The organism is Cytobacillus sp. ABV4_503 (assembly GCF_056158445.1).
Map to the genome: position 1 here is coordinate 3,993,117 of NZ_JBSWTH010000001.1, position 18,620 is coordinate 4,011,736.

The 18,620-nt window shown below is 41.7% G+C and carries 20 protein-coding genes and 1 riboswitch; of the genes, 10 read left to right on the plus strand and 10 right to left on the minus strand.

The annotated features are described in order from the left end of the window. Nucleotides 1-26: 26 nt before the first annotated feature. The 3 genes from asnB to ACXAD1_RS20040 all read right to left on the minus strand — a co-directional run bounded on the left by asnB (nt 27) and on the right by ACXAD1_RS20040 (nt 4,673). On the minus strand, nt 27-1,931 hold the full coding sequence (asnB, locus tag ACXAD1_RS20030) for an asparagine synthase (glutamine-hydrolyzing) (protein WP_474910838.1): 1,905 nt from the start codon (nt 1,929-1,931) through the stop codon (nt 27-29). Nucleotides 1,932-2,440: 509 nt separating this feature from the next. Next, complete coding sequence (gene metK, locus ACXAD1_RS20035; protein ID WP_206839221.1) at nt 2,441-3,637, minus strand: methionine adenosyltransferase; 1,197 nt, start codon at nt 3,635-3,637, stop codon at nt 2,441-2,443. Between the two features lie 440 nt (nt 3,638-4,077). Continuing rightward, a riboswitch (SAM riboswitch) is annotated at nt 4,078-4,193 on the minus strand. 105 nt (nt 4,194-4,298) lie between these two features. Further along, complete coding sequence (locus tag ACXAD1_RS20040; RefSeq protein ID WP_206839222.1) at nt 4,299-4,673, minus strand: thiol-disulfide oxidoreductase DCC family protein; 375 nt, start codon at nt 4,671-4,673, stop codon at nt 4,299-4,301. A gap of 218 nt (nt 4,674-4,891) precedes the next feature. Here ACXAD1_RS20040 and pckA point away from each other — a divergent pair, with 218 nt between their 5' ends. Both pckA and ACXAD1_RS20050 read left to right on the plus strand, forming a co-directional pair. Then, a complete protein-coding gene (pckA, locus tag ACXAD1_RS20045) occupies nt 4,892-6,478 on the plus strand; it encodes a phosphoenolpyruvate carboxykinase (ATP) (RefSeq protein ID WP_206839224.1) in 1,587 nt (528 codons plus the stop codon). Nucleotides 6,479-6,831: 353 nt separating this feature from the next. Beyond that, nucleotides 6,832-8,001, plus strand: coding sequence for an IS256 family transposase (locus ACXAD1_RS20050; protein ID WP_474909389.1), 1,170 nt, complete (start codon nt 6,832-6,834; stop codon nt 7,999-8,001). Nucleotides 8,002-8,324: 323 nt separating this feature from the next. Here ACXAD1_RS20050 and ACXAD1_RS20055 read toward each other — a convergent pair whose 3' ends face one another. Together ACXAD1_RS20055 and ACXAD1_RS20060 are read right to left on the minus strand one after the other, a co-directional pair. After that, a complete protein-coding gene (locus ACXAD1_RS20055; RefSeq protein WP_206839226.1) occupies nt 8,325-8,567 on the minus strand; it encodes a DUF2584 domain-containing protein in 243 nt (80 codons plus the stop codon). 49 nt (nt 8,568-8,616) lie between these two features. Beyond that, nucleotides 8,617-9,432, minus strand: a complete 816-nt coding sequence (locus ACXAD1_RS20060; protein ID WP_474910839.1) for an alpha/beta hydrolase family protein — start codon at nt 9,430-9,432, stop codon at nt 8,617-8,619. Nucleotides 9,433-9,597: 165 nt separating this feature from the next. Here ACXAD1_RS20060 and ACXAD1_RS20065 point away from each other — a divergent pair, with 165 nt between their 5' ends. From ACXAD1_RS20065 to ACXAD1_RS20075, 3 genes are read left to right on the plus strand one after another with little or no spacing between them, the layout of a single operon-like run. Next, nucleotides 9,598-10,593, plus strand: a complete 996-nt coding sequence (locus tag ACXAD1_RS20065) for an ABC transporter substrate-binding protein (protein ID WP_206839229.1) — start codon at nt 9,598-9,600, stop codon at nt 10,591-10,593. Nucleotides 10,594-10,615: 22 nt separating this feature from the next. Then, complete coding sequence (locus tag ACXAD1_RS20070) at nt 10,616-11,395, plus strand: ABC transporter ATP-binding protein (protein ID WP_206839231.1); 780 nt, start codon at nt 10,616-10,618, stop codon at nt 11,393-11,395. After that, on the plus strand, nt 11,373-12,182 hold the full coding sequence (locus ACXAD1_RS20075; protein WP_206839232.1) for an ABC transporter permease: 810 nt from the start codon (nt 11,373-11,375) through the stop codon (nt 12,180-12,182). Before ACXAD1_RS20070 ends, ACXAD1_RS20075 begins: the two co-directional genes overlap by 23 nt. A gap of 28 nt (nt 12,183-12,210) precedes the next feature. On the opposite strand, the gene ytkD is transcribed toward ACXAD1_RS20075, so the two are convergent. Next, complete coding sequence (ytkD, locus tag ACXAD1_RS20080; RefSeq protein WP_474910840.1) at nt 12,211-12,678, minus strand: RNA deprotection pyrophosphohydrolase; 468 nt, start codon at nt 12,676-12,678, stop codon at nt 12,211-12,213. A 155-nt stretch (nt 12,679-12,833) separates the two neighbouring features. On the opposite strand from ytkD, the gene ACXAD1_RS20085 reads away from it, so the two are divergent. Then, on the plus strand, nt 12,834-13,712 hold the full coding sequence (locus ACXAD1_RS20085) for a DUF6612 family protein (protein ID WP_206839234.1): 879 nt from the start codon (nt 12,834-12,836) through the stop codon (nt 13,710-13,712). A gap of 28 nt (nt 13,713-13,740) precedes the next feature. Here ACXAD1_RS20085 and ACXAD1_RS20090 read toward each other — a convergent pair whose 3' ends face one another. Continuing rightward, the gene (locus ACXAD1_RS20090; RefSeq protein WP_243505549.1) at nt 13,741-14,070 is read right to left on the minus strand and encodes a hydrolase; all 330 of its coding nucleotides are present in this window, start codon (nt 14,068-14,070) and stop codon (nt 13,741-13,743) included. 277 nt (nt 14,071-14,347) lie between these two features. Between ACXAD1_RS20090 and ACXAD1_RS20095 the strand changes: the two genes are divergently transcribed. Continuing rightward, complete coding sequence (locus ACXAD1_RS20095) at nt 14,348-14,605, plus strand: DUF6154 family protein (protein ID WP_053434021.1); 258 nt, start codon at nt 14,348-14,350, stop codon at nt 14,603-14,605. 149 nt (nt 14,606-14,754) lie between these two features. Here the strand turns inward: ACXAD1_RS20095 and ACXAD1_RS20100 are convergent, their stop codons facing one another. Then, entirely contained in the window at nt 14,755-15,192 is a 438-nt protein-coding gene (locus ACXAD1_RS20100; protein WP_206839236.1) for a Dps family protein, read from the minus strand. Nucleotides 15,193-15,322: 130 nt separating this feature from the next. On the opposite strand from ACXAD1_RS20100, the gene ytzI reads away from it, so the two are divergent. Next, on the plus strand, nt 15,323-15,505 hold the full coding sequence (ytzI, locus tag ACXAD1_RS20105; RefSeq protein WP_206839237.1) for a YtzI protein: 183 nt from the start codon (nt 15,323-15,325) through the stop codon (nt 15,503-15,505). 90 nt (nt 15,506-15,595) lie between these two features. Continuing rightward, nucleotides 15,596-17,044 (plus strand): cardiolipin synthase, encoded by a 1,449-nt coding sequence (gene cls / locus ACXAD1_RS20110; protein ID WP_206839238.1) that lies wholly within the window; start codon nt 15,596-15,598, stop codon nt 17,042-17,044. Nucleotides 17,045-17,117: 73 nt separating this feature from the next. Here the strand turns inward: cls and ACXAD1_RS20115 are convergent, their stop codons facing one another. Beyond that, nucleotides 17,118-17,591: an S-ribosylhomocysteine lyase gene (locus ACXAD1_RS20115; RefSeq protein ID WP_206839240.1), complete on the minus strand. Its 474-nt coding sequence runs from the start codon at nt 17,589-17,591 to the stop codon at nt 17,118-17,120. A 141-nt stretch (nt 17,592-17,732) separates the two neighbouring features. Here ACXAD1_RS20115 and yidD point away from each other — a divergent pair, with 141 nt between their 5' ends. Continuing rightward, nucleotides 17,733-17,972 carry a membrane protein insertion efficiency factor YidD gene (gene yidD / locus ACXAD1_RS20120; RefSeq protein WP_206839241.1) on the plus strand — a complete coding sequence of 80 codons (240 nt, stop codon included), beginning with the start codon at nt 17,733-17,735 and terminating at the stop codon, nt 17,970-17,972. Here yidD and ACXAD1_RS20125 read toward each other — a convergent pair. Next, nucleotides 17,969-18,532: a beta-class carbonic anhydrase gene (locus tag ACXAD1_RS20125; protein ID WP_370221394.1), complete on the minus strand. Its 564-nt coding sequence runs from the start codon at nt 18,530-18,532 to the stop codon at nt 17,969-17,971. The genes yidD and ACXAD1_RS20125 overlap by 4 nt on opposite strands. Between the last annotated feature and the right edge of the window lie 88 nt (nt 18,533-18,620).

The window sequence follows — 18,620 nt, forward strand, 5'->3', positions numbered from 1 at the left end:
GTTGCCACCTGATGAACGTTTTTATTTTAGCCTTTAAGTGGCTGCAAGTTATTATTTAACAGATACTCTTTCTCAAAAGAATACTTTTTCTCCACGTACACCTGATGCCAAACCATGAACATAAGAACTGTCCAGATTTTGCGGCTGTTGTCCGCTTTATCCTGGCAATGGTCTTCAAGAAGCCCTAACACATAATCTTTATTGATTAAGTGATCCACATTGCTTTCACGGATAATATTTTTAGCCCACTCATTCATCTCGTCTTTCAGCCAGTGGCGGATTGGAACAGGGAATCCAAGTTTCTTGCGGTTCAGCACATGGTCTGGAACGACTCCTTCAGCAGCTTTGCGAAGTATATACTTCGTAGTGCCATTTGCCGTTTTCATGCTGGTCGGAATTTTGGAAGCCACTTCAAACACTTCTTTATCAAGGAACGGAACACGAAGCTCGAGAGAATGAGCCATCGTCATTTTGTCCGCTTTCAATAGAATGTCTCCGCGCATCCACGTATGAATGTCGATATACTGCATGCGGTCAACCGGATCATAGCCGCGGCTTTCTTCATATAGCGGTTTAGTGATATCCGTATAATTTAAGCTGTCTTTATAAACATGAAGCAGGCTGCGCTTCTCTTGCTCTGTAAACATTTTTGCATTTCCAATGTAGCGCTCTTCCATTGGCGTTACACCGCGTTCGATAAAGCTTTTCCCCTTCATTCCCTCTGGCATCATGTTTGCAATCATGCGAATAAGCTTTTTGCCGATGGCAGGAATTTTATTGAAGACTTCCAGGGATTGTGGTTCACGGTAAATATTATAGCCGCCGAATAGCTCATCAGCGCCCTCACCTGAAAGTACAACTGTTACATGCTTGCGTGCTTCTCTTGCTACAAAATAAAGGGGCACACAAGCCGGGTCAGCAAGCGGATCGTCCATATGCCACATGATTCTCGGAATCTCATTCATGTATTCCTCAGGAGTTATGATGTAGCTTATGTTTTCGACACCCAGCTTTTCTGCTGTTTCTTTCGCTACATCCACCTCGCTGAAGCCATTGCGTTCAAACCCGACAGAGAAGGTTTTGATAGCAGGATGGAATTCTTTCGCAATGGAAGCAATGATGGAAGAATCGATTCCGCCTGAAAGGAATGAACCTACCGGCACATCGGCACGCATATGCATTTTGACTGAGTCGAACAACACATCTCTTATTTCTTTCGTGAAATCAGCTTCTGACTTCTGCACTGGATGGAACGCAGCTTTCCAATAACGCTTAATATCCATCGGAGCACCGATTTTTTTAGTAAAATAATGGCCAGGCTCCAGCTTATGGATTCCCTCTGACATCGTGTTTGGCTCAGGCACAAACTGATAAGTCAAATAATGCTGGAGGGAGTCATAGTTTAATACATCATTCTGAAGCGCCAATAAAATGCTCTTCTTCTCTGATCCAAAGAACGTGCGGTCTCCCTTATCGTAATAAAAGAAAGGCTTAATCCCAAATGGATCTCTGGCTCCATATAGGGACTGCTCCTGTTTATCCCAAATGACAAACGCAAACATCCCGCGCAATTTTTCAACAGCTCTTTCTTTCATATGGCTGTATAGGGCAATTATGACTTCTGTATCGGAACTTGTTTCAAAGCTTAAGCCAGCTTTGAGAAGTTCTTCACGAAGTTCCACATAGTTATAGATTTCACCATTAAAGATAATCCAATAACGCTCATTCTCGTAAGTCAGCGGCTGGTGCCCGCTTTCAATATCGATAATGCTCAACCGGCGGAAGCCGAATTGAATATGATCATCAAAATAGTATCCTGAATCGTCCGGACCCCGATGGGTAATGATATCATTCATATTTTGGAATTGTTCTTTATCTGCGTCACGGTAATTTTGTGCTTTTTCATGTACACAACCAATAAAACCACACATTATGTACGTCACCTACTCCATTCTATTCTCAATATTTAGATACAGCCTTAACGGCTCCTTTGTCTTAGAAAACATACCCTATAATACTACCACTAATCATTTATAATTAGCACGCGGATTATAAAAAAATATGCTCGGAAAATTAAGCCATTATCCGAAGTTTAAACGATAACATATAATTATAAACGACTAAAGAGCATAAAGACCGAAAAGTGAATTATCACCCTATATGTATAAAGACGCAAAAAAGAAAGCGGGAGTTACATAGTAAATGCAACTCCCGCTTTTTATATTATTGTCTAGCTCCACAAGGAACGCTTCGACAGCTTTATCATCGCACGACTAAAAGCGCTAGCTTTTAGGAGGAGCGCCTACCCCCTCGAGGTCACAAGCCACCCCTCCCCAAAAGGCAAAGGACGCCTTTCCGGGGATGGGGGTCATGCAGACGTTGCCACAGGACGTGGCGTTCTTAGTCTGCGTTCCTTCGTGGGCAAGGCGCTTCCGCTTTTCTATTCAGCTTCAGAACGAAGAATTTCTGCCTTATCTGTACGCTCCCAAGGAAGATCTACATCTGTACGTCCGAAATGTCCGTAAGCAGCTGTCTGCTTGTAAATTGGGCGGCGAAGGCCAAGCATGTTAATAATTCCTGCAGGACGAAGATCAAAATGCTTTCTTACCAGATCAACAAGTACATCTTCGCCCACTTTGCCTGTTCCGAATGTATCAACAGAAATCGATACAGGCTGTGCCACACCGATCGCATAAGCAAGCTGAACCTCAACTTTTTCAGCTAAGCCGGCTGCCACAAGATTCTTAGCTACATAACGAGCAGCATAAGCAGCAGAGCGGTCAACCTTTGTAGGATCCTTACCGGAGAACGCTCCTCCGCCATGACGGGCATATCCGCCGTAAGTATCAACAATGATTTTGCGTCCAGTCAGGCCAGCATCCCCTTGAGGTCCGCCGATAACGAAACGTCCTGTTGGGTTGATGAAGTACTTAGTATTCTCATCGATTAGTTCTTTAGGAACAACCGGGTTAATAACATGTTCCTTCAGATTGCGCTGGATTTGCTCCAGGCTGATCTCAGGGTGGTGCTGAGTAGAAATAACAATTGTGTCAATGCGGACAGGCCTGTCATTTTCATCATACTCAACCGTTACCTGAGTTTTTCCGTCCGGACGAAGGTAAGGAAGGATTTCTTCTTTACGAACTTCAGTCAGGCGGCGGGAAAGTTTATGTGCTAAAGAAATCGGAAGAGGCATAAGCTCTTTCGTTTCGTTGCAGGCAAAACCGAACATTAAGCCCTGGTCTCCTGCACCGATTGCTTCGATTTCCTGATCGCTCATTTGTCCTTCACGTGCTTCAAGGGCCTGGTCAACACCCATTGCAATATCTGCTGACTGCTCATCAATGGAAGTTAAAACTGCACATGTTTCGGAATCAAAACCATATTTAGCACGGGTATAACCGATTTCTTTTACCGTTTCACGAACGATTTTTGGAATATCTACGTATGTAGATGTTGTGATTTCACCTGCAACTAATACAAGTCCAGTTGTTACAGAAGTCTCTGCAGCAACACGGGCATTCGCATCTTTAGCTAAAATCGCATCTAAGATTGCATCAGAAATTTGGTCACAGATTTTATCCGGATGACCTTCAGTAACTGATTCAGAAGTAAACAAACGACGCTTTGTTGACATCTGGCTTCCTCCTTATAAATAGAAAATTGAGCGAGAATTTAGAAATGGGGAAGCGGAAATAACTTTTCCCTGTCATTTCATGGATCTCTGTTTGATACGGAACTCATTCCCTTAGTAGTATGAAATAAACATGGAGTTTTTATTAGAAAAATAGACAGCACTGACCAGAAGCCAGGCACCCATTTTTTCTTTTGCACACTGCAAGCTGCTAAAAACTCACATAAATAGTACATTCCAAAAGCCGTTCATTTCATTGCCTTAAAAGCACAAGCACCCGGTTAGCCCCGACAAGCATAAGACAGTCCCTGGAAGAAGGCGTTCTTTGCCTTCTGCAAGGGAATGGCTTATGACCTCGAGGGGCTGGGTGCTGGAGCTGGATAAAAAATAAAAAACCTTCCCATTAGTGAAAAGGTTGAAAGCAAATCGATTCGCGCCTTTCACTCTTATCGTTCAAGGAATTACGTCCTTGCGTCAGGTTAGCACCTTTGCTGATTATTGCCTTTAGCAGGTTGCTGGGTTTCATAGGGCCTGTCCCTCCACCAGCTCGGGATAAGAGAGTATCCGTTCAAGGTTGAATCATACCGTATTTTATCGAATCATGTCAACAGATTTTCATTATTTTTCACTGTAAGTTTTAAGCATTTAAGATTATGCTCCATGCTTACAGCGAACAGCTTCCGTCGTCACATTTTTTCTTTAGAAATTTATGCCTGTTTTTAGCAATCCATTTATAGATCGGATCGCCCAGCATTGGCGTCAATGGGAGATATAAAAGGAGGCCGATTAAAAAGGATGCAGGAAAGAGGAACAGCAGTCTCCTTACTGCAGAATAACCCCTTTTCACGCCACCCGATGGGGTAATAATATGAAGCTCTCTGCGCAAATCAATCTTGGAAAACGAGAGCGAGTTCGGGATTTTTTCATACTCCTGCAGAGAAATCCATTCCACTTTATTCAGCCAATCGAGTTTTTTAAACATCTTCTTTGTTTCCTTGCATAAGGAACAAGTTCCATCATAGAGGGCAATTGTCTTCATTTTAGATCAGTCCCATGTTAAAATTAACACTTTCTTCTATATTAACATATACCAGTTATAAGGTGATTAAAGTGGATTACTTGTCCAATTATGACATTTTTATAACATGAATAAAAAAATTTCGTAATAGTATAGACTAATCATTTTAATGTGTTATACTAATTTCGAGATGTAATCACTTTCATAAAAAAATCGGGAAAAAGGAAGGTATTCATCAGATGAACTCTGTAAGCATATCAAACGAATTGAGCGAATTACTAAATGGCAGCAACATTCAAGTGCAATTATCCGTTCCTCAGCTTGTGGAAAAAGTATTAAACCGCAATGAAGGGTCCCTTACCTCTACTGGTGCCGTACGCGCTACTACAGGAAAGTATACAGGACGTTCCCCTAAAGATAAATACATTGTTGAAGAAGCATCAAACAAAGATAAAATGGACTGGGGCAGCGTAAACCAGCCTATCTCTGAAGAAGCATTCTCTAATCTTTATAATAAAGTAATCAACTACTTAAAAGAAAAAGAAGAAGTATTTGTTTTCAAAGGCTTCGCAGGTGCTGATAAAAAGCACCGCATGCCAATCCAGGTAATAAATGAATATGCCTGGCACAATCTTTTCGCACATCAGTTATTCATTCGTCCGGCAGAAGACGAGCTATTGGATCATCAATCAGAGTTCACAGTCATTTCTGCTCCTAATTTCAAAGCAGACCCTGCAGTTGACGGCACTAAGTCCGAAACATTCATCATCATTTCATTCGAGCGCCGCACTGTTTTAATTGGCGGTACTGAATATGCAGGCGAAATGAAAAAGTCCATTTTCTCTGTTATGAACTATATGCTTCCAGAAAACGGGATTCTTCCGATGCACTGCTCCGCGAACGTTGGCCGCGAAGGAGATGTCGCTTTATTCTTCGGCTTATCCGGAACAGGGAAAACAACCTTATCTGCAGACCCTAATCGCAAGCTGATTGGTGATGACGAGCATGGCTGGTCTGCAAATGGTGTATTCAATATTGAAGGCGGCTGCTATGCGAAATGCATTAACTTATCCCGTGAGAAAGAACCGCAAATTTTTGATGCTATCCGCTTTGGGGCTGTATTGGAAAATGTGGTGGTAAACAGCGAAACTCGGGTTGCTGATTACGATGACAGCACATTAACTGAAAATACACGTGCGGCATACCAGCTTCAGGCAATCGATAATATTGTTGACCCAAGCATTGCCGGACATCCTAATACAATTGTATTTTTAACAGCTGACGCATTTGGCGTATTGCCTCCAATCTCTAAACTATCAAAAGAGCAGGCAATGTACCATTTCTTAAGCGGCTATACTTCCAAGCTTGCAGGAACTGAGCGCGGCATTACCTCACCGCAGGCTACGTTCTCTACATGCTTTGGATCACCTTTCCTTCCGCTTCCTGCAAACCGTTATGCTGAAATGCTTGGCGAGAAAATCGATGAGCATAATGCTAAAGTCTTCCTTGTAAACACAGGATGGACTGGCGGAGAGTACGGAGTCGGTGAACGCATGAAACTTGCTTACACTCGAGCTATGGTGGAAGCTGCACTTGAAGGTGAACTAAACAATGTAGAAACAGTCAAGGACGAAATTTTCGGATTGGAAATTCCGCAGCACGTTACGGGTGTGCCTGACGAAGTTCTTCAGCCAAACAAAACTTGGGCAGATCAGGCTGCTTATGAAGCAAAAGCAAAAGAACTCGCTGCAAAATTCCGTGAAAACTTCAAGAAATTCACAAGCGTTTCTTCTGAAATCGAAGAAAAAGGCGGACCAATCGCATAATATAGAAAAGGAATTGCCGCTTTTAGCGGCAATTCCTTTTCTATATTATTTTGGAAGTCAGCCCGCTCGAACGATAAGTTTCTTACATGCAGACTTATAATCGTTGATCGACACTGTGCGCTTCGACTTGTTCCTTTCGCACTCTTTTTCCATCTCTCAGTGACACGATTCCTTCTGTTTAGGTCCTTTCGCAACCCCTAGTCCTTGCTCGGTGGCACTATTCCCTCTGTTTAGTTCCCTTCGCGACGACTTGTTGGTTAAGCCCATATAATTGTGTAAAAAGAAAATGAGTCAAATTAATTCCTTTGGTCAACAATGTTATCAGCGACGAAAACAATGTGGAGGAATTAATTATGACTCAATTACAGTTTAACCTAAATCTTGACATTTTAAAAGAATCCGTCATGGATTCAAACATCGACTCAGTGATCAAAGCATCCATTGTTCTGGTATTGAATGAGTTCATGGAAAAAGAACGTGATCATCATCTGAAAGCACATGCCTACGAGCGGACACCAAGTCGTCATGACTACCGCAACGGATACTATGACCGCGAACTTCTATTAAGCATCGGAAAGATCGTACTAAAAGTACCTCGTACCAGAAGTGGTGATTTTTCTACCACTGTGTTTGAACAATACGCTCGATGCGACCAGGCTTTCGTCCTTTCTATGCTTGAAATGGTCGTGAATGGGGTTTCCACTAGAAAAGTTTCCAATATCGTGGAACAACTCTGTGGTCATAAGGTATCCAAATCCTTCGTATCCACTCTTACAGAGAAGCTGGATCCAATAGTGAATCAATGGGCAAACCGGCCTCTAAATACTATGTATTACCCTTATATCTTTACAGACGCCATGTATATTAAAGTAAGGGAGTACAATCGTGTTGTTTCTAAAGCAGTCTACATTGCCACTGCCGTTGATGAGAATGATAGACGGGAAATTCTTGGCTTAAGAGTAGATCATGTGGAGAGTTGTGAAGCGTGGCAAAGATTCTTCCAGCACTTACAGTCAAGAGGATTACAATCACCAAAGCTAATCATATCCGATGCCCATAAGGGCTTACAAGCAGCCATAGGGAAGGAATTTGTAGGCTCTGCCTGGCAGCGATGCACAGTTCATTTCAAAAAGAACATCATCACTCATATGCCGAAAAAAGATATGGATGAAGTGAAGATCGCGCTAAAAAGAATATTCGAAGTAGCGAAAGTGAAAGATGCGAGGAGATACAAAACAGAGTTCATCGATAAATACAGAGATAATCCAAAGCTGGATAAAGCGATTGAGATATTAGAAGAAGGTTTTGAAGATGGAATACAATACCTAAACGAAGAAACCATGTACCATAAGCATATTCGGAGCACAAATTCACTAGAAAGAATAAATGGAGAGGTCCGCAGGAGAGAAAGAGTCATTAGAATTTTTCCTAACACACAATCAGCTTTCAGGTTAATCGGAGCTGTCCTGATGGATTATGCAGAGGAAGTTGGAAAAAGAATAATTAAAGAAAAGAAGAAGTAGGGTCCGCGAAGCGAAATTTTTGAAGTAGTGGAAGGGGGGCCCCCCTTCCACTACTTCAAAAACATAACAGCTGTATAACTTGCCTTTTCCTAGGAATGAATTTACACAAAATAGTGGGCTTGACTGACTTGTTCCCGCTCAGTGGCACTATTCCCTCTGTTTAGCTCCCTTCGCGACCCCTAGTCCTCGATCAGCGGCATTATTCCCACTGTTTAGTTCCTTTCGGGCTCTTTTTCCTCCCCTAATTTTAAAAGCACTATTCTCACTTGCAATTTACAGAAACATTTCGAACAAAAAAACGCCGGACTAAGTCCAGGCGCTCTTTAGTTTGTTGAGTTTAGAGAAACAAGCTGGTAGGTTATAAGGGTCTGGCTGTTTTCCCATACCACTTTTCTGATGACACCCATACCGTTCAGGTCGCCTTCAATTGTTCTTTTTACCTCGACCGGAATATCGAGCGGATATAATCTGTACCCGTCTTTGACAAGTGAAAAGAAATTCTCATCAAGTCTGTTCTCCCTGCCCTTTGTCACGATCATTGTGTTCAGCTCTAAAGGCATACCCATTGGTATCTCTCCTTCATTTTTAATATCCTTTTCTCTATTTTACCCCACCTTATTGCGCTCTGAAAGTCCTTAATTTCATCTGCTCTTTGCTTTTCATCCACGCGCATAGATCCTCTACCGTCTTCCGGTTCACGTCTGGCGGAAAGTAGTGGGTATATTCAGGGAAATACCAGCTGCCCACTTCTTTTTTTAGAGCCTTGAGCCTTTTTTCCAGGCGATAGGAATGCTCCACCGAAACATTATGGTCCTGTTCTCCATGAATAATTAAGACGGGGGCCTGCAGCTGCTCCAGCTGAAAAAGCGGGGTGCGATATTTATACCGTTCCGGAAACTTAGTCGGGGTTCCTCCTATTACACGTTTCATCATTCTCCGGAGATCCTTTCGCTCCACATAGGTGAGAAACATATCACTGACCCCTCCCCATGTAACAATGGACGCGGCTTCAGGAAACTCGATTGCAGTAAGCAATGCCATTACGCCACCACGGGAAAAGCCAAAAATATGGACTCTTTTTACCCGGGCATGCTCCTGAAGAAGAGTAAAAGCGGCAAATGCGTCCTGTCTGTCCTCCCCTGCAAAATCTTCGTTACCATCTCCCCCTTGGTTGCCTCTGTAAAAAGGCGCGAATACAATAAAGCCTTCACAGGCAAACTGGACAATCCTGGAAGGCCTTACTTTCCCGACATTTTTTATGCCTCCTCTTAGGTATAGAAACCCATCATATTGTTCCTCCCCCTTTGGCTCTGCCAGCAGGCCTTTTATATGTAATCCGTTTGCATAATATGTGACAACAGATAATTCGATTGCCGGATTTGGCGAAGGAAATCTCTGTTTAGTTATGACTTGGCCATTTAGGAATTCCATGTCCTCATCTCCCTCTGAAGTAAATCTGAATACGACTAATAGTATGAGCTTTATGAACTCCGCCTAAAAATGTTTCCATGGGCATTCACACATTTTTTCGATTTTCATACGATATCCTAGGCTTTTAAATCTGACTTTTTTAGCATAAGGGAGGTCTTATGGCTTATGAAAAAATGGATGAAAGTAAGCATGCTTCTTTTGCTTACAGCGATACTTATTGTTCCTTTGGCCGCTTGCGGCAAGGATGAAATGCAAAAGGTCCGTATTGCCGAAGTGACACGCTCCATCTTCTATGCTCCGCAATATGTAGCCCTTGAAAAGGGTTTCTTTGAAGAAGAAGGGCTTAAAGTAGAGCTTACAACTACAGCAGGCGGAGATAAAACGATGACTGCTCTGCTGTCGGATAGCGCTGATGTTGCACTTGTAGGTTCCGAAACTTCCATTTACGTTTCGGCTCAGGGCTCCAACGATCCGGTCATTAACTTTGCACAGCTCACTCAAACGGATGGAACATTTCTTGTTTCCCGCAAAAAAATCGATAACTTTTCATGGGATATGCTAAAAGGCAAAACATTCCTGGGTCAGCGCAAAGGCGGCATGCCGCAGATGGTTGGCGAGTTTGTTTTGAAAAAGCATGGAATTGATCCTCACGAAGATATGGACTTGATTCAAAATATTGATTATGCCAATATCGCTCCGGCCTTCGCTTCAGGAACAGGCGAGTTTGTTCAGCTGTTCGAGCCGACTGCCAGTGTTTTTGAAAAAGAAGGCAAAGGCTATATCGTAGCTTCTTTCGGAACAGAGTCCGGTCATGTACCATATACCACATTCATGACAAAACAAAGCTATATTGATGAAAATAAAGAGACAGTCGAAAAATTCACAAGAGCGATTTATAAAGCACAGCAATGGGTTGAAACACATAGTGCGAAAGAAACGGCAGAAACCATTCAAGGATATTTCGACAATACCGAGCTTGAAATCATTGAGATGGTAGTAGACCGCTATAAGAGCCAGGGGTCCTTTGCAGCAGATCCTATCCTGGACACTGAAGAATGGGAAAACCTGCAGAACATCATGGACGAAGCAGGAGAGCTCCCTAAGCGCATAGAGCATGACACACTTGTCAACACAGAAATCGCTGAAGGTGTAATGAAGTAAATAAACGAAAGAGGAGGCCGACATGAATTTTCTAAAGGTAGATGCTGTCCACCACACTTATTTTACGAAAACCTCTGCTGTAACGGCCCTCTCCGATATTTCGCTTGAAGTGGAGGAAGGAGAATTTGTTTCCTTCCTCGGCCCAAGCGGATGCGGCAAGACAACTTTGCTTTCCATCATAGCAGGCCTGTTTGAACCCACAGAAGGCACTGTAGCACTTGAAGGAAAGCGCGTTGAAACGGCAGAAAATGAAATTGGCTATATGCTGCAGCAGGATTATCTTTTTCCCTGGAAAACGATTGAAGAAAATATCCTGCTGGGGCTGAAAATCGGGAACAGCCTTACTCCCGACAAAAAAGCTTATGCACTGCAGCTCCTTCAGGAGATGGGATTAAAAGGTGTAGAGTCACAGTTTCCAAAGCAGCTTTCTGGCGGAATGCGCCAGCGTGTTGCCCTTGTAAGAACACTTGCAACTGAACCAAAGCTGCTCATGCTTGATGAACCCTTTTCCGCATTAGATTATCAAACCAAGCTGAAGCTTGAGGATTTGGTCTCTAACACGCTCAAATCATTTGGAAAAACAGCCATACTGGTTACCCATGATATTGGTGAGGCAATCAGCATGAGTGATCGCGTTTTTCTCTTTTCCGCGAGACCCGGACAGCTTCATAAAACGTTTGTAATACCAAAAGAATTAAGAGATCAAACTCCCTTTAACGCAAGAAATCATGAAGCATATCCAGCGATTTTTCAAACTATATGGAAGGAGCTGGAGTCCCTTGAGCCCGCAGGAGAACGTTAAATTCCTCCACCAGAAATATATCCAGTCGCTGAACCGTGAAAAAAAATGGGTACGCTTCTATCAGGCTGTCATCTTTATCGTGTTTTTTTCGGGATGGGAGCTGGCAAGCCAGAAGCAATGGATTGACCCGCTGATTTTCAGTGCGCCCTCAAAAGTATGGGGATTATTTTTAACCAAAATCCAGGATGGGACCTTGATGGTGGATTTAGGCTACACTTTGTCAGAAACCGTATTTGGATTCATATTGGGCACTTTTCTAGGCACATTGCTTGCAGCCATCCTCTGGTGGTCACCGCTGCTTTCAAAAATAGCGGACCCCTATTTGGTTGTCCTGAATTCAATGCCAAAGGTTGCACTTGGCCCGATATTAATCGTCGCATTAGGCCCCAGCTTTACTTCCATCGTAGCAATGGGCGCGATTATTTCCATCATCATCACAACCATTGTCGTGTATACATCTTTTAAAGAAGTTGACCCTAATTACATTAAGGTGCTTCAAACCTTTGGGGCAAACCGATTTCAAATCTTCAGGGAAGCTATTTTGCCAGCTTCATTCCCAACCATCATCTCAACTTTAAAGGTGAATGTCGGTCTATCATGGGTCGGTGTTATTGTCGGGGAATTCCTTGTATCCTCAAAAGGTCTCGGATACATGATTATTTACGGCTTCCAAGTCTTCAACTTTACCCTTGTCATGCTGTCATTGCTGGTAATTGCTATTTTTGCAACAGTGATGTATCAGCTGGTCGAACTGCTCGAGCGAAAACTGATAAAAAATGGTTCATAATAAAAACGGCAGCGATAATGCCGTTTTTTTACTTTCCCTGCATGATTTTTTCGAGGCTCTTTTCAACTACTTTATCCTTCATGATAAAACTGTATTGACTGCTCCACCTGTCTTCCAGCAAGTTTCCAGCTGTCAGAATGGGACCGTTTGTTTCAAAATATTGATCCGTTTTGTTAAGGCTTTTCACCTCTGCGAAAAAAATGGCTTTGACAAAACGCTCTGTACCCAAATTAACTTCATATTCACCAATAAAATGTAAACTCTTTAAGTCTGCTCCTGTTTCCTCATAAACTTCTCTTCTGGATGCCTCTTCAAGAGACTCCCCCTCTTCTCTCTTGCCTCCCGGAAATTCCCACCCCCGCTTTTTGTGATTCGTCAGCAGCCATTGATCGCCATAGCGGCAAATGACCAGAACATGTTTTGGATCGGTTCCAAAAGCTCGTTTATTAAAAGAAAATCGCACTTCCCCGCCGTTCTCATCCAAAAAGTTTTCCATACTTTTCCCTCACTCGATAATTAAATTCTGATGTTATCATTATAAAGGTAAATCATATATTTAAAAACTTCTGGGGCTAAAGTATCAAATTACATATTTTTGAAACTTTTTTCCTTTTTTCTCCGTAAAATTAGCTGACTAACCTAAATAGAGGAGTGTATACCTTGAAAAAATCCCTTGCAATCCTTACTGGCTTCTTGATGATTCTAATGCTGGCTGCGTGCAATGAAACAGCCAAACCTGTTAATGAATCTGCTGGCGGCACGGGCAAGGAAGAGACAAAAACAGAAGAAGCTTCAGAATTGACACTGGAGGAAGTTTTAACGAAATCTACCGAAGCTTCAGAAGAGCTAAAAAGCTTCTCGGTAAATATGGATATGAGGCAGGAAATGAGCTCAGGCACTGAAGGGGAAAATATGAATATCGATTCCGCCATTGATATGGATGTTACAACAGATCCGATGGCCTTCTACCAAAAAATGACTATGTCGATGGACGGAACAGAAGAATCGTATGATATTGAAAGCTATTTTACTGAAGAAGGCATGTTCCTTTATGATGCAGCCGGTAAGCAGTGGATGAAGTTCCCTAAAGAAATGTCGGATGATTTGCTTCAAATGTCCAGCCAGCAGACAAATCCTGGTGAAGAACTAAAGAAATTGCAGGAGTTCGTGGACGACTTTACGTTTGAACAGGATGCAAAAAGCTATATTCTAAAACTGAAAGCCGATGGAGAAAAATTCAATGATTTTGTGAAGGAAACAGCAGCAGAAACACTTCCGCCTGAACTGGCAGCCAACGGAGAAATGCTTGATAACATGAAAATTAACGGCGTGGAATACGAAATCGTGATTGATAAAGAAACTTTTTATCCAAGCGTGCTGAATATGATTATGGAAATGGAAATTACGGCTGAAGGCCAGACCATATCCATGAAGCAGACCATGAACGGCCAATATGCAAACTATAATAAGGTAGAGGCTATAGCCGTTCCACAAAAAGTTCTTGATACAGCTGTAGAAATGGAAATGTAAGAAAAGCTGAGGCACTCGCCTCAGCTATTTATTTATGTTCCTCTTCAGTAAGGATCCCCATGCTTTCAATATGTTTTCTTGCTTCATCATCTCCAAGATCATAAATCATTCCATATATTTTCTTCATTGTATCATCATAAGCGTCATTTTCACGGTCATAATGGTATTGAACATAAGGAACATGGGCTCTGAAAAAATTCTGCCACTCAGTTGAGTAGTTCTGATCAAAATATTCCCTTAAGGCAATGATTTCATCATCTGTTGCCTCAATTTTAAAATTCCATGTTGAACCAGTGGCACTTTGTGAAATCTCCCCAGAACCAAGCGTGATATAATACGTCTTTTTATTACCTTCCAATCCTGTCAGCCCCTTTTTTTTCATTCCTGTGACGCTGTTTCAACACCGGTTACTTTATCATTATTTATCATGACTTTTTTATTTCTATAGTTATCGTATCCCACATTTGTGATAAAATTATACGAAATTAAGATCATTCTTCATAAGCTTACATATACTAAGTTAAATAATTGAGAAACAGCTTCTCAATTTATCTGCGGTGAATATTTTCCTGCATCAGGGGTATTAAATTAAGTATACTATATAAAACGGGAGTATATTTTAAGGAGGTGTTATCATGAAACTGATTGATGAGCTATATGAACTTTACAGGAATAAGCTGACAGGTGATGAAGAGGATATCGATATGCTCGCTTTTGCCTTCTTAGAAGAAATGGACAGAGAAGACCTGCTGAATATTATCAGGGATCTCGATAATCAGGAATTATATGATTTAATGGGGCTTTATCTGATTGAGAGCTTAAAAGGGAAATTTGCCAGTGAGAATTACGGCCAGCGCAGAAGCCCGATCATTCATCACCGGAACATACACTAAACTATACATATCCGAATAATTAACTATCCATATTATTTGAAGGCGGCGATAAGCCGCTTTTTATTTTATTATGGCATTCCTTATGCAAGGCGCTTCCGCTTTTATTCTTTGCATATAAAAAGACCAGCTTTCCAGCCAGTCTTTGTTTATTATCCAAGGTATGCTTTTAGCATCCAGATATGTTTCTTTAAACTTTGCTTTACAGCAATCAGCATGTCGCCTGTACCTTCATCTTTGGCTTCTTCTGCAAGCTCAATTGCTTCCTGAAGCTCGTCCACCATTTTTTCAAAGTCATCAACGACCGATTGGACCATTTGTTCCTCATTTTCTTTTCCTGTCGCTTCTTCGAGGGAACTGGTTTCAAGAACTTCCTTCATAGTCGCAACCGGCTTAGCCTCAAGAGCCAGGATTCTCTCAGCCAATTCATCTACATGTACGTTGGCTTCATTATAAAGTTCTTCAAATTTTGCATGAAGGGTAAAAAAGTTTTTCCCTTTAATATACCAATGGAAATTGTGAAGCTTTACATATAGAACAGTCCAGTTTGCTACTTGCTGGTTAACAGCTTTTACTAATTCTTTACTCATATAAATCATCCTCCCAACAATAGATTACCCACAATAACAAAATTCAAACCTGTGCCTTGGCCATCGCGAAATCTTTCATGAAAGTGCTGCTTTCATGGTAAAATATTGAGGAGAGAAAAGGAGGAGAAGAATGTATACGGTATTAGTCATATCGATTATCATTGTGATCGTGGTACTGCTTTTAAGCGTTATTACCACTTCAAAAGCTTACCAATTCAAGCATACAGTAGACCCGGTTGATCCGCTTCCTGACAGCGAGCAGGGACAAAAAGAGGCTAAAGAAGAGCAAGAAGATAACCAAAACCGTTCATAAGCATACGCTATTATATATACAGCCTCCGTACAACCGGAGGTTTTCCTTTTAAATGGACGGAAATAACATACATGTGGAGAGGACATTGAGATGGATATATACTCCATGATGCTTACAGTATTTTTAGTATTAAATATTATCCTGGCTGTTTTTGTTATCTTTCTGGAGCGAAGGGATGCAGGCGCCACATGGGCATGGCTCATGGTTTTGTTCTTTCTCCCTCTTCTTGGTTTTTTCATGTACCTCTTCTTTGGGCAGAATTTAACCAGAAGAAAGATGTTCCAATGGGAAGACCGTAAAAAGATTGGAATTGATGAACTGCTGAACAATCAGATCAGAGGAATCAAGGAAAAGGATTTCCATTTTCGAAATGACATAATTAAAAACTCCAAGGACCTTATATATATGCACCTTGTCAACAATGATGCGGTGTTGACGCAGGACAACGAGGTCAGGATTTTTACAGATGGGAAAGAAAAGTTTAATTCGCTTGTGGAGGATATCAAAAATGCAGCCGATCACATCCATCTGCAATATTATATCTTCAAGAGAGATAATCTGGGGAAAAGCTTAATCAATCTTTTGACGGAAAAGGCAAGGGAAGGCGTAAAAGTAAGGCTTCTCTATGATGAACTAGGCTCAAGAAGCCTGCATAAAAGGGTGTTTAAAGAGCTGATTGCGGCTGGTGGGGAGATTGAAGCCTTTTTCCCTTCCCGGCTGCACTTTATCAACTTGAGAATTAATTACCGGAACCATCGCAAAATTGCCATTATTGACGGCCGAATTGGATATGTTGGCGGGTTTAATGTCGGGGATGAATATCTCGGGCTTAATCCAAAGTTTGGATATTGGCGTGATACTCATTTAAGAATCAGGGGGAGTGCTGTCCATTCCCTGCAGACCCGCTTTATCCTAGACTGGAACCAGGCTTCGCATCGCCATGATATTTACTATGCTCCGGAGTATTTTCCGCTGGCCGAGTCTCGTGATAGCGTAGGGATGCAAATTGTTACCAGCGGGCCTGATTCGGAATGGGAACAGATTAAAAATGGGTATATAAAAATGGTTTCATCAGCCCGTAAATCTATTTATATCCAAACCCCCTATTTCATCCCGGACGCCAGTCTCCTGGATGCATTGAAAATAGCTGCATTATCTGGGGTGGAAGTGAACATTATGGTACCGAACAAGCCTGACCATATGTTTGTTTATTGGGCAACCTACTCCTATATAGGGGAAATGTTAAAAGTAAATGCGAACATCTATATATATGAAAATGGCTTCATCCATGCAAAAACCTTGATTGTTGACGAGAAGGTTTCTTCGGTAGGAACCGCGAATATAGATGTTAGAAGCTTCAGGCTCAATTTTGAGGTAAATGCCTTTATATATGATGAGGATGTTTCGAAAGAACTGACTGAGAGCTTTCAGGAAGATGTCCAGCTATCAACTAACCTGACTGCAGAAGATTACAGAAATAGAGCCTTAAAAATCAAATTGAAAGAATCCATCTCAAGGCTTTTATCGCCGATTTTATAAAATGCAGTTATCGACTTACACAATTTTATACTTATCTTATTATAAAACGGGCTGACCAGTCAGCCCGTTTTCTTTATGCAAAAACCTGTTTCAATTCATCCTTCGATTGATCCAGCCAGAACCTCATAAGACGTTTTGCACCTTCAAGATCATGAAGTTTTGCCTGTCCGCATTGCTTCTCATTTGCAGCAGGAATCTCGGTTATTTCAACCGCATCTTGCATTGTAGCTTCAAGCAGATCGATTATTTCTTCAACTGAAGGCTCTCCGCTAACGACTAGATAATAGCCTGTCTGGCAGCCCATCGGGGAAATATCAATAATATCAAAATGATTATATTTCTCTGCATGTGTACGGATATTAAAAGCAAGCAGATGCTCAAGTGTGTGAATGACATCCGGCTTCATCGCCTGCTTATTTGGCTGGCAGAAACGGATATCAAACTTGTTAACTAAACCGTCACTTCCCACTTTATGGACACCGCAGTGCCTCACATATGGAGCTTTAACAGCGTGGTGGTCCAATTCGAAACTTTCTACTGAAGGCATTCAAAACACTCCCCTAAAGTTTTCCTTTTATTATAACGCAATATCCGACTAAATACATCAAATTAATATGAAAATTATGACGTTTTCACGATTATATGTTATTTTAAAAGAAAATATGTTTTAACCAGGAAAGGTAATGCCATGATCAAAAAAATATTGATTTTGATATTTCGTTTCTATCAAATTGTGATTTCCCCGCTGAAGCCTCCAACATGCCGGTTTTATCCGACTTGTTCCCATTATGGGCTGGAGTCTGTTAAGCGATTCGGCGCCCTAAAGGGCGGCTGGCTGACTATAAAACGGATTTTAAAATGTCATCCCTTTCATCCAGGCGGTGTTGACCTTGTTCCTGAGGAATGGCACAAAAAGAAAAAGAATTAACCCTCGTATCCGTCCACTACCAGATCAAGCTTGCCTGTGCCAGGATGTATAACAAGCCCATGCACAGGCACATCTGCAGGCATTAAGGGGTGCTTTTTCACCATATGGACGCTATGGGATACACTATCCTCTACATTTTCAAATCCTCTTAGCCAGTCCTCTGCAGCAATTCCTGAGTATGTCATCGTATCCAATGCATCCTCGGTAATGCCTCTCTCCTTCATGCTGCTGACAACCGCATCAGCCTTCATTCCGCTCATCCCGCAGTCATGATGGCCAATAACAAACACTTCTTTCGCCTGCAGCTGGTAAACAGCTACTAATATGCTTCTCATAATGCTGCCAAACGGATGCGTTACTAAAGCACCTGCATTTTTGATAATTTTCACATCACCGTTTCTTACATTGAGCGCTTTTGGCAGAAGCTCCACTAAACGAGTGTCCATGCAAGTCAAGATAACCATTTTCTTATTAGGGAATTTCGTTGTTTCAAATTCTTCATACTTTTTTTCTTCAACAAATTGCTGATTATGGTCTAAGATTTCTTCTAAAAGTTTCATTTGTTCCACTCCTGTCTTTTATACATTCCTTTACTTTAAGCAGGCATAGATGCTGCAATACTTGAGTAAAAGATGTCAATACTAATGA